This window comes from Anaerocaecibacter muris, assembly GCF_943192945.1.
GTDB lineage: Bacteria > Bacillota > Clostridia > Christensenellales > Pumilibacteraceae > Anaerocaecibacter > Anaerocaecibacter muris.
The window spans coordinates 85,353-99,151 of record NZ_CALPCE010000002.1; the positions used below are offsets into that span (position 1 = coordinate 85,353).

The 13,799-nt window shown below is 51.9% G+C and carries 13 protein-coding genes; 7 read left to right on the forward strand and 6 right to left on the reverse strand.

The genetic code is table 11. From position 1 onward, the window contains the following. Positions 1-45 precede the first annotated feature (45 nt). Positions 46-1,704, forward strand: coding sequence for an arginine--tRNA ligase (argS, locus tag NFR57_RS01955; RefSeq protein WP_251182155.1), 1,659 nt, complete (start codon positions 46-48; stop codon positions 1,702-1,704). A 228-nt stretch (positions 1,705-1,932) separates the two neighbouring features. Here argS and NFR57_RS01960 read toward each other — a convergent pair whose 3' ends face one another. Continuing rightward, a complete protein-coding gene (locus NFR57_RS01960; RefSeq protein WP_251182156.1) occupies positions 1,933-2,142 on the reverse strand; it encodes a hypothetical protein in 210 nt (69 codons plus the stop codon). Between the two features lie 209 nt (positions 2,143-2,351). Here NFR57_RS01960 and NFR57_RS01965 point away from each other — a divergent pair, with 209 nt between their 5' ends. The 4 genes from NFR57_RS01965 to NFR57_RS01980 all read left to right on the forward strand — a co-directional run bounded on the left by NFR57_RS01965 (position 2,352) and on the right by NFR57_RS01980 (position 6,432). Next, on the forward strand, positions 2,352-2,699 hold the full coding sequence (locus tag NFR57_RS01965) for an ArsR/SmtB family transcription factor (protein WP_251182157.1): 348 nt from the start codon (positions 2,352-2,354) through the stop codon (positions 2,697-2,699). Between the two features lie 34 nt (positions 2,700-2,733). After that, entirely contained in the window at positions 2,734-3,450 is a 717-nt protein-coding gene (locus NFR57_RS01970; RefSeq protein WP_251182158.1) for a uracil-DNA glycosylase, read from the forward strand. Positions 3,451-3,899: 449 nt separating this feature from the next. Then, positions 3,900-5,336, forward strand: coding sequence for a S1C family serine protease (locus tag NFR57_RS01975; RefSeq protein WP_251182159.1), 1,437 nt, complete (start codon positions 3,900-3,902; stop codon positions 5,334-5,336). Beyond that, a complete protein-coding gene (locus NFR57_RS01980) occupies positions 5,326-6,432 on the forward strand; it encodes a transglutaminase domain-containing protein (RefSeq protein WP_251182160.1) in 1,107 nt (368 codons plus the stop codon). The genes NFR57_RS01975 and NFR57_RS01980 overlap by 11 nt, the downstream gene beginning before the upstream one ends. A gap of 156 nt (positions 6,433-6,588) precedes the next feature. Here the strand turns inward: NFR57_RS01980 and NFR57_RS01985 are convergent, their stop codons facing one another. The 3 genes from NFR57_RS01985 to NFR57_RS01995 all read right to left on the reverse strand — a co-directional run bounded on the left by NFR57_RS01985 (position 6,589) and on the right by NFR57_RS01995 (position 9,057). Then, positions 6,589-6,807 (reverse strand): acyl carrier protein, encoded by a 219-nt coding sequence (locus NFR57_RS01985; RefSeq protein WP_251182161.1) that lies wholly within the window; start codon positions 6,805-6,807, stop codon positions 6,589-6,591. A 113-nt stretch (positions 6,808-6,920) separates the two neighbouring features. After that, positions 6,921-8,582 (reverse strand): dihydroxy-acid dehydratase, encoded by a 1,662-nt coding sequence (gene ilvD, locus NFR57_RS01990; protein WP_251182162.1) that lies wholly within the window; start codon positions 8,580-8,582, stop codon positions 6,921-6,923. A gap of 151 nt (positions 8,583-8,733) precedes the next feature. Then, positions 8,734-9,057 (reverse strand): hypothetical protein, encoded by a 324-nt coding sequence (locus NFR57_RS01995; RefSeq protein WP_251182163.1) that lies wholly within the window; start codon positions 9,055-9,057, stop codon positions 8,734-8,736. Positions 9,058-9,274: 217 nt separating this feature from the next. On the opposite strand from NFR57_RS01995, the gene NFR57_RS02000 reads away from it, so the two are divergent. Both NFR57_RS02000 and NFR57_RS02005 read left to right on the forward strand, forming a co-directional pair. Continuing rightward, the gene (locus NFR57_RS02000; protein ID WP_251182164.1) at positions 9,275-10,363 is read left to right on the forward strand and encodes a hypothetical protein; all 1,089 of its coding nucleotides are present in this window, start codon (positions 9,275-9,277) and stop codon (positions 10,361-10,363) included. Further along, positions 10,363-11,454 carry a hypothetical protein gene (locus tag NFR57_RS02005; protein ID WP_251182165.1) on the forward strand — a complete coding sequence of 364 codons (1,092 nt, stop codon included), beginning with the start codon at positions 10,363-10,365 and terminating at the stop codon, positions 11,452-11,454. Before NFR57_RS02000 ends, NFR57_RS02005 begins: the two co-directional genes overlap by 1 nt. Positions 11,455-11,510: 56 nt before the next feature. Here NFR57_RS02005 and ilvN read toward each other — a convergent pair whose 3' ends face one another. Both ilvN and ilvB read right to left on the reverse strand, forming a co-directional pair. Further along, positions 11,511-12,020: an acetolactate synthase small subunit gene (gene ilvN, locus NFR57_RS02010; protein WP_251182166.1), complete on the reverse strand. Its 510-nt coding sequence runs from the start codon at positions 12,018-12,020 to the stop codon at positions 11,511-11,513. Further along, entirely contained in the window at positions 12,017-13,693 is a 1,677-nt protein-coding gene (gene ilvB, locus NFR57_RS02015; RefSeq protein ID WP_251182167.1) for a biosynthetic-type acetolactate synthase large subunit, read from the reverse strand. Before ilvB ends, ilvN begins: the two co-directional genes overlap by 4 nt. Between the last annotated feature and the right edge of the window lie 106 nt (positions 13,694-13,799).

A 13,799-nucleotide genomic window follows, 5' to 3' on the forward strand; every position in this document is an offset into this window, starting at 1 on the left:
TCTTTTATCTCTTATCTATTCACTATTTAATGCACAGGTGTACATATGAACGATTATAAGACTTTAATATACAATGCGGCGAAAACGGCGTTGCCGTCGCTCGAACTGTCGGACGTTACGGCGGCGGACGCGTTTTGCGATTACTGTGTGCCGTGTTTTAAGTTTGCCAAGCTGTTGCGCAAAAGCCCCGCGGTGATTGCGACGGAGGCGGCGACGGCGATTCGCGTTGACGGTATGACCGTCGAGGCGCTTAACGGGTACTTAAACTTTACTATCGATCGGTTGGCGTTTGCGCAGAACGCAATGTCTAACGCGCTCGGCGCGCATAAGCCGCTCGCGGGCAAGACCGTTTGTATCGATTATTCGTCGGTGAACATAGCCAAGCCGTTCCATATCGGACACCTTATGACCACCGTCATAGGCGGCGCGCTGTACAAGATTTTTAAGGCGGTCGGCGCGAACGTCGTCGGCATAAACCACCTCGGCGACTGGGGAACGCAGTTCGGTGGGCTTATTTCCGCGTTCAAGCGTTGGGGCAGCGACGAACGTCTGTCCGAACGCGGGCTGGACGAGCTGTTGGATCTTTACGTGCGCTATCACAACGAGTCCGAAAAGGACGAGGCGTTGGCGGCGGAAGCGCGCGAGTGGTCTAAAAAAATAGAGAGCGGCGACGCTTACGCCGTCGGGCTGTTCGAGAAGTTTAAGGCGATCACGCTCGAACAAGCCAAAAAGGTTTATAAGCGACTCAATATCGAGTTCGACAGCTACCTCGGCGAGAGTTTTTACGTCAACAAGGTCGCCGACGTAGAAAAGCGTTTGAACGGCAAAAGTTTGCTCGCGACAAGCGAGGGCGCGGAGGTCGTTGCGCTCGGCGACGATATGCCGCCCGCTATTATTCGGCGGAGCGACGGCGCGTCGCTTTATATCGCGCGCGATCTTGCGGCGGCGTACTATCGGCATGAAAACTATAATTTCGATAAATGTCTGTACGTCGTTGCGAGCCATCAGGCGTTGCATTTTAAACAGCTTTTTAAAGTGCTCGAACTTATGGGCGAGCCGTGGGCGGGCGACATGGTGCATGTCAGTTACGGCATGGTGTCCGTCGAGGGAATATCGCTTTCCACGCGGCGCGGCAATGTTTTGTATTTGAGCGACGTGCTCGACGCGGCAGTCGAAAAAGCTACTGCCATTATCGCCGAACGCAATCCGTCGCTTAAAGACCGCAACGGCGTTGCCGAGAGCGTGGGCGTGGGCGCGGTCGTGTTCGACGCGCTGTATGACGGCAGGCTCAAAGACAAAAATTTCTCGCTCGCCGACGCGCTCAACTTCGACGGCGAAACGGGTCCGTATGTTCAGTACACGCACGCGCGCTGTCGTTCCGTGCTCGCAAAGGCGGGATATTCGTCGGGCGCGACGGACAAGATCGACTGCGCGCAGTTGCTCGACGACGAGGCTTACGAGGTTATCAAACTGCTTGCGGACTTCGACGAAACGGTGTACTCCGCGGCGGTCAAATACGAACCGTCCATTGTGTCGCGGCGGCTGGTGAAGATTTGTCAGGCGTTTAACAGATTTTACAACGCCGACCGTATCATGTGCGGCGGCGATGCGGAAAAAGCGCGGCTCGCGCTTACCGAACGCGTCGCGGATACGCTTAAATACGGGTTGGGGCTTGTCCTGTTGGACGCGCCCGAAAGGATGTAGTACTCAATTTTTGCGCTTTTAAAAGTAATAATGAACAATGACGGAAGGCTTGCGATTATCGCAAGCCTTGATTTTTTATTGTGCGGCTGTCGCTCATTATAATTATGCGGCTACGCCTTGATTTCTCCACTCCGCGCGTTCCGCGCTACGGTCGAAATGATGGGGTGGTGGTAAGGACGTGGGCACGTTGGTCGAAATGATGGGGACAGCCCGTCATTTCGCAATATATTAAAAGGTATAGCCTTCGTCGCGATTGCAGTTGCCGTCGCAGTCGGAGTGACCGCGGCGGAACGCGTTGTTTATGCCGATGCCCGAATTGTTACCGCTTCGCGAATTCATTAACAGAAACATTATAACAAGCTGGTTTATGCTTTCCGTGCCTCCGCCGTTTTCGAGCATGAGGATCATCATAAGCAGGTTGAAAATGTCGTCTTGCATAGCGCCTCCGTCAGCGGTTGTTTTTGCTCATGCTCGGAAGTACATGAGTACAGCATTATATATGCGGAATTTGTCGAAATAGTGACGGCGGATTTTTTTTTGTGCGACTTCTTTGCGGCGGTTAGGTTTTTTTGCGTTTCGGCAAGATTAGCGGTTTTGCGGCAAAACACGGCGTTGACAATCGCGCGAATATATGTTATAGTGCACACATGAACACTATGTTGCTTGACAGCATTACTGCGGCGAGGGTCGAGGACAGCTTGCCGAACAACGGCAGTCTTTACGCGCTCGCGACGTTCTTCGACGCGCTGTCCGACGTGACGCGGCTTAAAATCCTTTCCGCGCTGACCGTGTCGTCCATGTGCGTGACCGATTTGTCCACGCTCACCGCGATCAATCAGACAACGGTGTCGCACCAACTCCGCATACTGCGCACCGCGCGCATCGTGGACTGCAAACGTCAAGGCAAGGTCATGTTTTATTCGCTGTCCGAGCGCGCTATCCCCAAGATTATGAGCGCGGCTGTCGGCGCGGTCATGGACGCGAGCGCGTTTTGATTAAGTCAATTTACCAATCAGAGGAAATACGATTATGATTATCACCGAAAAATGGGACGAAGTGCTTGCCGCGGAATACGAAAAACCGTATTTTAAAAACCTTATGGACGCGGTCGATCGCGAGTACGCGCGCTATGAAGTGTACCCGCCGCGCGATTTGATTTATGCCGCGCTTCGACTCGTCGATTACGATCAGGTGCGCGTCGTTATTCTCGGTCAAGACCCCTATCACGGCGCGGGTCAAGCCAACGGCTTGGCGTTTGCCGTCAATAACGGTGTGGAACCGCCCCCGTCGCTCGTCAATATTTTTGCCGAGCTTAAATCCGACCTGAACGTCACGCCCAACAACAGCACGACGCTTATCGGCTGGGCTAATCAAGGCGTGCTACTCCTTAACGCGTCGCTCACTGTGCGCGCGGGCGAGGCGCAGTCGCATCAGTCGCTCGGTTGGCATAACCTTACCGACGCGATTATTTCCGCAATAAACGCGCGCAACAAGCCCGTCGCGTATATACTTTGGGGCATGAGCGCGCGGCAAAAATCGGCGTTGATCGACGACCGTAACTTTATCGTCACTTCCGCGCACCCCAGTCCGCTGTCGGCGTATCGCGGATTCTTCGGGTCGAAACCGTTTTCCAAGGTCAATTGCTGGCTCGTCCAAAACGGCATGCAACCCGTGCACTGGCAATTCACCGACCGTTACGATCCCGCGCCGTATTACAAATACTCGAACAGAATAAACCGAGCGTAATTAAGAGAATAATAAAATTATAAAAGTCTTGCCGTGCGCAGGACTTTTTTATATGGGAGTGTAATGCCCAACCACCCGTCATTCCAAGCCTGTCGATTGAGCCGGCGAACCGCCGCAAGGAAGCGCACATTGATCGAAATGATGAGGGACGGGAGAGTGTTAGCCGTTAGCGAATACGCGCGGAATAGCAAATAAAGTCGAAAATGCGGAGTATTAGCTTTTTTCGACATTGTCGAATTTGCCGATTACTTTTGGTTTTCGACATTGTCGAAATTGTAGGGTATGCGGCAAAATCGACAAATTCATCGCGCTTTGCTCGTGCGTTTGCGGGGTTGACACTTTTGTCTGCCTGTGCTATAATGACTACACCGTATACACGGTAAATAGGTAAAGACCGTAAAGCTCAACTTGCGGATAGCTATCCGTAAATCGATATTCATAGTGATTTCATGAAAAACGAAAATAATAAAACCAACGAAATATCCGAGAACGTTCCCGCCGTGGTGGAAAACGACGGCGCGAACGTCGTTGCGACAGTTACGGAACCCGACAGCTCCGCGCCCGTTGTTGCCGACGCGCGCGCTTTAAGCGTTGCGGACAAAACGCCGCCCGCCGAACCGACGGACGTGCGCGAGTACGCGCAGGCTCAATCGGACGAGAGTATGCGCGGCGGGTATGCTTCGGTCAACGGTAGAAACGTGCGCACAGACAATCGCTTGGTGTGGATGATTGTCGCGTTGATGACTGCGCTGTGCATTGCAGTGGGCGTTTTGTCGTCGGCGCTTACGGGCTATTTTATGCGCAGGGGCGAAAAGCCGCCCGTTATCGATACGCACGGCGATGTTCAGCAGAATATCGCGGCGGTGATTGCCGCGCGCAAAAGCAGTATTGCCGAGGTGTCCTGCGGCGGGCTTAAAGGAAGCGGCATAGTAATGAAGCGCGAGGGCGATACGGTATACGTTCTGACCAACGCGCACGTACTGGAAAGTTACGTAATGGTCGAGCAGTTGCCCGCAGTGCGGTTTTACGGCGAGGACGGGTTTTATCAAGCGTCGGTCGTCGGGTATGACGGGTTTTACGACGTTGCGGTCTTGTCGCTCGACCACACGACCGTGCACACCGTTTACAACCTCGACGGTAGCGAGTTTTTTTCGCCCGACGTCAAGTACAGCGAGGGCGACTACGTTGTGTCGATAGGCAACGCTATGGGCATGGGCATCGCGTCCTACGACGGGATTATTTCCCGCGCGAGCGAAATGCTCGAATGTAACGAACTTTTTAACGCCGGCGGCAAAAAGACCGTGCCCGTCATGCGCACTACCGCTGTTATAAATGCGGGCATGAGCGGCGGCGGAGTGTTCGATATGCGCGGCAATCTTGTCGGGTTGGGCACTTATCGCATGAGCAATACAGACGGCGTAGGCGTCGAGGGCGGCGCGAGTTCGGACGTGGAGGACACGGGGTTCGCAACGCCCGTATCGGTGCTTTATCCCGTTTATAAACGCATACTGGCGGAGGGTAAAGGCGGCGAAGTGCGGCAAACGCCCGTTACTTTGCGCGCGAGCGACACGTCCGCGATAGGGCGCGTCGGGCTTCCGTTCGGGTATTCATGCGAATACCGCAACGGCAGGCTTACCGTGGTTGCGCTCAATCAGGGTACTCCGCCCGAAGCTGTGGTTGTCGGTGATGTGGTTACGCGCGTCGGCGGGTTTCGGCTTGTCTATGACGACGACGGAAACACGATTGTCAATTCCGACGTGTGCTCGCTCGTGGGAACGTTGCTCGGTTACAGCGGGCGCGGCAACGGCGCGGTTTTGACCGTTGCGCTCGAACGCGACGGTTCGCCGCTCACCGTCACGTATTCGGACTATCGCTATGCGTTGTAGAATATTCGCGGCGATTGCGGCGGTGTTTTCCGTGACGGTTGCGACTGTGACGCTGTCGGGTTGCGGCGGTGTGCGCGGCAATACGCCCGATCTTGCGCCGCATTTGATTGCGCAACCCGACGTTGCGCCCGTGCGCCCGATTGACGGTAAAGATGGCGTTATGCTGTCCGAATACAGCGGCGCGCTTACGCCCGCGCAATTCCGCGACCGCGTGAACGAGCTTTATGCCGTTGTTGTTTTCGACGGGCAACGCCCGATTTTTGCGGACGGCGATCCCGTTAAGCCGATATACGATGCGGCGCGCGCTATGCTCGACAGGTATATCCTTAACGCGTGGCACGACGGCGACGACGGCGCGTATCAAAAAGTTCATGCAATGCACGACTGGCTTGTCAGTCAGATCGGATACGATTTCGAGTTGTACGACAGGTTTATGAGCGGCGACACAGATTTGGCGGACGACGCGGCGTTCCATATAGACGGCGTGTTTTTAAACGGCAGGGCGGTGTGCGACGGGTTGAGCCGCGCGTTAAATTTTCTGTGCGCGATTGAGGATATAGAGAGCGTGCGCGTGACGGGGTCGTTTTCGTCCGCGCCGCACGCGTGGAATAAAGTTCGGCTCGGCGATAATTGGTACAACGTGGATGTTACGAGCGACGCGGCGTATTATTCCGTCGGCGACGGCGGACTGAAAAAACAGATAGCGCACGGGTATTTTTTGGTGGCCGACGACACTATTGCGGAGTTCGAGAACGGACACGTTTTTACCGAACCCGTTTACGCCGCCGCAATCGATTACGATTATTATTCGGCGCAGATTTTGCGCATAGACGGCGCGACGTACTCCGCAGTCGTAAAGAGTCAAGCCGAGCTTAACCGCTTGTTCGAGGCGGTGGAAAGCGACGGCGCGGTGGGCAAGATAGAAGTCAAACTCGATTTTCCTAACAAAACGCAAGTGAATACCGTCGATATGTACGCCGCCGAAATCGCCGCGGCGTATAAAAAAACAGGCGACAGCGACTTTGTCTTTTCCGTCGATAAAAAACCGTACTTCCGCTATCCCAACGGCGTGTATGTGCTTTTGATTTATAAGTAGACCTGTTACGCGAAACTTGATTTTAATATATAGGGAAGAAATGCTTATACTCACATCATTCCGTGCTTGTCGAGGAATCAAGGCGAACCGCCGCAAAGCGTAAAATTCCAAAATAAAACCGGCTTGCCACGGCAAGCCGGTTTTGATCACAGGTAATTATTTTTCCAACAAGTCGCAAAGTTCGCCGACCGTCTTGACTTTTTCGATTACGTCGTCGTCGAGCGTTTTGCCTGTTTCCGATTCGAGGCTGAACATGAGTTCCATGAGCGCGAGCGAGTCGGCTTTTAGGTCGTCCGCGAAAGTCGTTTCGCGCGTGATCGTTGCGGCGTCTATATCGAAGTATTCCGCAAGTTCTTTTTGAATTCTTTCAAACATTTTTTATCTCCTTATCGGGGTTTATTTTAGTCGTAATACTGTTTGTCGTAGTTGCGTCATGCGCGCAAGATGTGGATTTTAGAACGCATGGCGCAGGCGATCGGGCGATTGCGTTAAAACTTCTTTTTAAGCGTCGCGCCGTTCGCGGCGGACGTGACGAGGTTTTGATAGCGCAACAGCCAGCCCGAAGCGTTGCTGTCTTTGGGGCGGAGTTTCTTTTGGCGCGCCTGCAATTCTTTGGCGGGCACGTCGAGAGTCAGTCTGCCGTTGTTGATGTCGATTTTGATCACGTCGCCGTCCTTGACGAGCGCAATTTTGCCGTCCGCCGCCGCTTCGGGGCAGACGTGACCGACTGCCGCGCCGCGCGTCGCGCCCGAAAACCGTCCGTCGGTTATGAGCGCAACGTCTTTGTCCAGACCCATGCCGACGAGCGCGGAGGTGGGCGAAAGCATTTCGCGCATACCCGGACCGCCCGCGGGACCTTCGTATCGTATAATCATGACGTCGCCTTTTTTAATCTTGCCCGAATATATCGCGGCGACGGCGTCTTCCTCGCAGTTGAAGCATTTTGCTTTGCCCGAGAAATTGAGCATGGATTTATCGACAGCTGAGCGTTTGACCACCGCGCCCTCCTCGGCGAGGTTGCCTTTAAGCACTGCAATGCCGCCGACGGGGGAAATGGGCGAGTCGATTTTGTGGATAACTTCCGCATCGAGAACATGTGCGTGTTCGTAATTATCGGCAAGCGCACAGCCCGCGACGGTGTACGCCGATCCGTCGATTATGTTCTTTTTGGCGAGTTCGTGAAGCACCGCCATTATTCCGCCCGCGAGGTGCAGTTGTTCCATATCGACGTCTGTGGACGGCGACAGGCGGCACAGCGTGGGGGTGTTGTCCGAAATAGTTTGAACGAGGTTGTAATCGAGCGCGACGTTACATTCCGCCGCGATGGCAAACAGATGTAAAAGCGTATTCGTGGACGCGCCGAGCGCCATATCCAAAGTGAGCGCGTTGGTGAACGCGCGTTTTGTCATTATCATGCGCGGAGTAATCGCGTCGCGCACAAGGTTGCAAATCGCAAGCCCCGCGCGTTTGGCAAGCCGCAAACGCTCGCTGTGCACGGCGAGTATAGTGCCGTTGCCGGGGAGTGCCATGCCGAGCGCTTCGCACAGGCAGTTGAGCGAGTTTGCGGTGTACATGCCGCAACAGCTTCCGCAACCGACGCAGGCGACGTTCTCCATGGCGGTGAGTTCGTCAAGGCTCATAGAGCCGTTTTTGACCGCGCCCACGCCCTCGAACATAGACGACAGCCCGACTTTTTTGCCTTTGAACTTGCCGCTTTCCATAGGTCCGCCCGAAACGAAAACCGACGGGATATTTACCCGCGCCGCGCCCATGAGCATGCCGGGGACTATTTTGTCGCAGTTGGGCACGAACACCGCGCCGTCGAACGCATGACCTATCAGCATGGTTTCCACGCCGTCGGCAATGAGTTCGCGCGAGGGCAGGGAATAACGCATACCGCCGTGACCCATGGCAAGCCCGTCGCATACGCCGATAGCGGGAACGACCACCGGCGTGCAACCGCCCGCATATACGCCCGCTTTGACGGCGTCGGTAATCGCGTCGAGGTGCATGTGTCCGGGCACGATTTCCGACTTTGCGGAAACTATCGCGACTATGGGCTTTTTAAGTTCCTCGTCGGTCAAGCCCAATGCTTTCAACAGTGCGCGTTGCGGCGCTTTTTCCATGCTCGAATAAAATTCCTGTGACATAAATAGCTTCCTTTAACGGATTTTGTTGTGTTTTTCTTATATATATTTTACCACTTGCGCACGCATTTGTCAATTTTTAAACGGCAAAAAAGGACTGCAAACGCATGTTTACAGCCCTTTTGCGGGTGTTTTTGGTTGATTTTTATCTGATTTACAGCACAAGCGGTATTTTGTTGTCGATAAAGAACGTTCTTACGGCGGGAACTTGTACCGAAATCGCGCTCGCAATAAGGAACAGCGCGACGACTATAAACACGATTTTAAGTATAGGGTTGCTCGTCCAACAGCAAGCGTTATACATTACGACAAGGAACATCAGGCACAGCACGATTGTGCGAATAATATCGATTGCGCGCAACGCATCGGGCGACACGTCTTGATAAACCATTATCCATTTTATAGCGATTATTACCGCATACAAGCAGATTGCAAGTACCGATAATAAGTGGTCGATTTTTCTTTCCTTGTTGTTCATGATTACCTCCGCGGTGAATTTATGCCTTTATTATATCCCGACTTTATTAGACCATTATATAAAGATTATTAGAATAAGGTTAAAAAACGAAAAGAAAATAAAAGAATTACGCGATAATGACTTGACAGGGGGGGGGGGGGCTTGTGCTAAACTAATTGTGTACGAATAAGAACAATAAGTGTTGTTCGTAACAAATTTGCGGAGGAACAAAGGAAAAATGACGAAACAGTCGGTTGTAAAACGGTCTATTTGTTTGGGCATTTGTTTGATACTGATTATCGCGGCGTGCATAGTCGGGTACGATTGGAACAGGATTAGCGCGGGCGCGGGAAGCGGAAGCAATGCCGAAATCGCTTCACTAAACTCTATGGGAAATATGCTCGAAGACTTTTCTCCTCGGTTATCGGGTTATGATTATAATCAGCTACGCTATGCGACTGACGGCGAGAGCGAGGACGATGTCGAGCAGGAAAGAAAAAAATATAAAAGCGTTACGATGTACGAACGCACATCCGTGTATGCGAATGTTTCTGTAGAAGGAAATCGAGAGGATTTTTCGACGACTACTGTACAACGCGAAATGTTTGTATACATAACGGAAAACGCAACGTTTTATAAATCCATTTGCACAATCGCTTCCGATGCGGAAGTTATGGGAAAAAACGATAAAGGCGAAGAAAAAGTGAAAAAATCATATCGCAACACCGCTATTGATATGGAACTTTATATAAGCAAAGACAGATTTTTGTTGCGATTTAATAAGCTGAAAATGTCTGTGAACGGCAAAAGCATTACGGGTTGCGACAGAATTATAGGGAAGTGGGGCGATTTTTCGGAAGACACATCGGTCGGGCGCGCCGTCGTTTCTGCGTTAGGGTCTGCGAATACCAATAACTTCCGAGTGCTGAACATTATGGGCAATTATATCGGTTCTTATATCGACGACGGTTTTAGCAAAGACGGCGATAGTTATGTTATGAAAAAAGATACGTTCAAATCGTTTGCTTCTCGGTTATTATCTATAAACGGCGTTTCGTCGTCCTATCTTGACGACGGTTTTTCGGGAGAATTTGCGCTCGATTTAGGCAACGCCGAACGTCCGACGATTTCTTTGGAGTTTCGTAACGAATATGAGCACGAAAGAACTGACTTCAACGATCAAGATATAGAATCATCTGTTTCGGAATTCGATGTGTTCGAGTTTTATAACATAAACAATACCGTTATATCCGTGCCGAACGATATTTCCACGATTTCGGCAGAAAAATTCGACGCAATAATGCAAGAAATCACGGAGGACAAATAATGGAAAATGTCAAAGAGGAAGAAGATGTAACGGTTGTCGATGCCGCCGACGGAGTAGGGGAACAGCAGAAATCCCCAATAAATATTAAATGTATATTGTTGGTGGCGCTTGCTTCGGTAGCGCTTGCGTTTCATGTTGTTTGCATTATCTTATATCTTTTGGGCGCGGTGCAGTTTTACGGTCAGTCGCTACATCTTATAAATGCGGTTAAATTATTTCTCGATTTGTTTTCGATAAGTTATGCGACAGTTTATCGCACTCTATCGGGCGTGGGCGCATGCGCGCTGTATTTTTTGTTTCTCGGGTTTGGAATCAAGTATTTAGTTTTATCGATTAAAAGTTTTATCCCGCAAATGAAAGCAGGTTTGCGGGTTGACGTATCCGAAAAAGCGGGATTGCTTTTTACGACTGTCGATAGAAATTTTTACTTTTTTAATTCCGTGTGCATCATTGTTGTTTTATCCAACCTTACTGCGGACAGTGCGATAACAGGCATGATGATTTTTATGATGGTTTTTGCGGGATTGTTGTTTGTAGCTCGCGGCGTAGTTCGTAATTTGTGCAAGCGTGACGATGCCACCGTCGATTATTTATTGCTCGACGCATTTAAGGACGCCGCCGTATTTGCGGCGATATGTCTTATGATCGGTTTGCTTAACCGTACTATGTTTAAAGATTTTATATACGGTGCGGACGCGCTTTTCAACGGCAATGTTTTATCGGTAGAAGGCGGCGCTGTTTCGTCTTTGTATGCGCTCTATGACAGTATTATAGAGCCTGTGTTATTTGTCGCGATAGCCGGAATTTTCATTCGGCTGATGTGCGGATATTTGCGCGACGATGCGATATATAATCCGTATTTTTTAAACAAGATTATACGTCCTTTATTGATAGTTACGGCGGTTGCGTTGGTCGGGAACCTTATATTCAAATATTTGATAGTTATCGGGTCGAGTTCTTTTAGCGGAACGGTGTTTACCGATTGGTTGGGAACGATTAAATTCAGTTATATACCGATTGTGATGACGGAAGTTATTTTGTTTATAGCGAGTCGTTTGCAAATGCCGCATAAGCCGAAGGCTAAAAATTGAAAAGCACAAATATATGAAAACCCCTCGAACGGTTAAAACGTATCGAGGGGTTTCTTTTAGCTGTTGAGTTTGCCGCCGCCGCGTTCGAGCGCGGTGAGTCCCGTGCGCGACAGTTCGATTATTCCGTATGATTTAAGAACTTCTATAAACCCGTCGATTTTGCCGGGCTTGCCCGTCAGTTCCATGACTATCGAGTCGGGCGAGAGGTCTACTATTTTTGCTTCGTAGGTGCGCGCGACCGTTTCGATTTCCGCGCGCTTGTCCGCCGCCGCGTTTATCTTTATAAGCAACAGTTCGCGTAAAACCGATTTGTTTGCGTTCAGTTCGCCCGTTAGCTTGCAGTCGGGCAATTTACCGAGCTGTAACACTATTTGTTTAAGCACGCTGTCGTCGCCGCGAACGACTATCGTCATGCGCGACAGTTTTTCGTCTTCCGTGGCGCAAACGGCGAGCGAATCTATATTGTAACACCGTCGCGCAAACAGCCCCGATATGCGGGTAAGAACACCGCTTTCGTTGCTTACAAGCGCGGATATTATATGCGATTTTTCGGTACTCCCGTTCACTGTCGGTTCTCCTTTTTCGGCTCGTCCAAGCTCGTTATTATGTCGTTCATCGTCTTGCCCGGGGGGATCATGGGCAGTACGAATTCGTCGCGGTCTATCTTGCAATCGACCACCGTCACGCCGTTTTCGCTCAACGCCGTATCGACGATTTTAGCAACGTCCTTGTCGTCGTCGAGTATATATCCCTTTGCGCCGAACGCTTCGGCTATCTTGACAAAATCGGTTTTGTTCCCGTCCAGATTTGTAGAAGAATACCGCCCGCCGTAGAACAGGGTTTGCCATTGCCGCACCATGCCGAGCGTTCTGTTATCGAACACGAACACCGTTATAGGCAGGTTTAGGCGGGTAGCGGTCGCCAGTTCGTTCATGTTCATGTGGAACGATCCGTCGCCCGTAAACAGCACGGCGCGCTTGCCCGTGCCAACCGCGCCGCCAATCGCCGCGCCCAGTCCGAAGCCCATTGTTCCCAGTCCGCCGCTTGTCAAAAACGTGCGCGGCGCGGGGAACGAATACTCCTGCGCCACCCACATTTGATGTTGCCCCACGTCCGTTGCGACAATCGCGTCGCGCGCGTGCGCGGATACGTATCTAATTACCGTGCGCGGCGACAGCTTGCCTTTGCAGTCGGGCAGCGGATATTCGCGTTTAAGCTCCGCGTTGAGTTGCAGCATTGTTTCGTCCGCCTTTTGCTCGACGCGCGCGTTGAGCAGTTCGAGCGTTTGCTTGACGTCGCCGCAAATATGCGCGTCGGTGGTCACGTTTTTGTCTATTTCCGCCGCGTCGATGTCTATATGCAGAATTTTGGCGTGCTTGCAAAACTTGGTGCGGTCGCCCGCGACCCTGTCCGAAAACCGTGCGCCCGCCGCTATTACGAGGTCGCTCTGTCCTATGAGCCGCGCGACCGAAGCGTGACCGTGCATGCCTATCATGCCCGCATAGTACTTGCTTGTTTTGGGTAGCGCCGAAAGTCCCATGACCGACAATGCGACGGGCGCTTTTATGCGCTCGGCAAACTGCGTAAGTTGTTCGCTTGCGTCGGAAGCAATGCACCCGCCGCCCGCGTATATTACGGGGCGTTTGGCGGCGTTAATGAGATTGACGGCGGCGGTTATATCTTTTGGCTCGGTCGGCGCGCTCGGCGGATCGGACGGTTTTTGTTCGTACTCGATCATCGCTTGCTGTACGTCTTTGGGTACGTCTACCAGTACGGGACCTTGTCTGCCCGATTTGGCAAGCGAAAACGCGCGACGTATTACGTCGGGCAGATCTTGCGCGTTTTTGACAATAAAGTTGTGTTTGGTCACGGGCATGGTTATTCCCGCTATGTCCACTTCCTGAAAGCTGTCGCGACCGAGTAGCGGCACGGGCACGTTGCCAGTTATGGCGACAAGCGGCACGCTGTCGAGATATGCGTCTGCTATGCCCGTGACAAGGTTGGTCGCCCCCGGACCGGACGTCGCGATGACGACGCCGACTTTGCCGGTCGCTTTGGCGTAACCCTCTGCGGCGTGCGCCGCGCCCTGTTCGTGCGACGTGAGCACGCTTGTTATTTTCGGTTCTCTATACAATTCGTCGAACAGGTCTATTATTTGTCCGCCGGGGTAACCGAATACGGTTGTGGCGTTCTGTTCGAGCAGGCATTTGACAATCGCCGCCGCGCCTTTGATTTTCATTGACTGTCCTTTTTTTTCGCTTTGTGTATTTTGATAATTATAGCCTATGCGACGCATTTTGTCAATTATTAAACCGTTGACTTTTGGTCGCGAGCGGTGTAAACTG

What these genes read in the sequence shown, in the direction of transcription:
- NFR57_RS01965 (WP_251182157.1), top strand. Translation starts at nt 2,352, where the DNA reads ATGAACACTATGTTGCTTGACAGCATTACTGCGGCGAGGGTCGAGGAC.
- NFR57_RS01985 (WP_251182161.1), bottom strand. Translation starts at nt 6,807, where the DNA reads ATGTTTGAAAGAATTCAAAAAGAACTTGCGGAATACTTCGATATAGAC.
- NFR57_RS01975 (WP_251182159.1), top strand. Translation starts at nt 3,900, where the DNA reads ATGAAAAACGAAAATAATAAAACCAACGAAATATCCGAGAACGTTCCC.
- NFR57_RS02000 (WP_251182164.1), top strand. Translation starts at nt 9,275, where the DNA reads ATGACGAAACAGTCGGTTGTAAAACGGTCTATTTGTTTGGGCATTTGT.
- NFR57_RS01960 (WP_251182156.1), bottom strand. Translation starts at nt 2,142, where the DNA reads ATGCAAGACGACATTTTCAACCTGCTTATGATGATCCTCATGCTCGAA.
- NFR57_RS02005 (WP_251182165.1), top strand. Translation starts at nt 10,363, where the DNA reads ATGGAAAATGTCAAAGAGGAAGAAGATGTAACGGTTGTCGATGCCGCC.
- NFR57_RS01970 (WP_251182158.1), top strand. Translation starts at nt 2,734, where the DNA reads ATGATTATCACCGAAAAATGGGACGAAGTGCTTGCCGCGGAATACGAA.
- NFR57_RS01995 (WP_251182163.1), bottom strand. Translation starts at nt 9,057, where the DNA reads ATGAACAACAAGGAAAGAAAAATCGACCACTTATTATCGGTACTTGCA.
- ilvD (WP_251182162.1), bottom strand. Translation starts at nt 8,582, where the DNA reads ATGTCACAGGAATTTTATTCGAGCATGGAAAAAGCGCCGCAACGCGCA.
- argS (WP_251182155.1), top strand. Translation starts at nt 46, where the DNA reads ATGAACGATTATAAGACTTTAATATACAATGCGGCGAAAACGGCGTTG.
- ilvB (WP_251182167.1), bottom strand. Translation starts at nt 13,693, where the DNA reads ATGAAAATCAAAGGCGCGGCGGCGATTGTCAAATGCCTGCTCGAACAG.
- NFR57_RS01980 (WP_251182160.1), top strand. Translation starts at nt 5,326, where the DNA reads ATGCGTTGTAGAATATTCGCGGCGATTGCGGCGGTGTTTTCCGTGACG.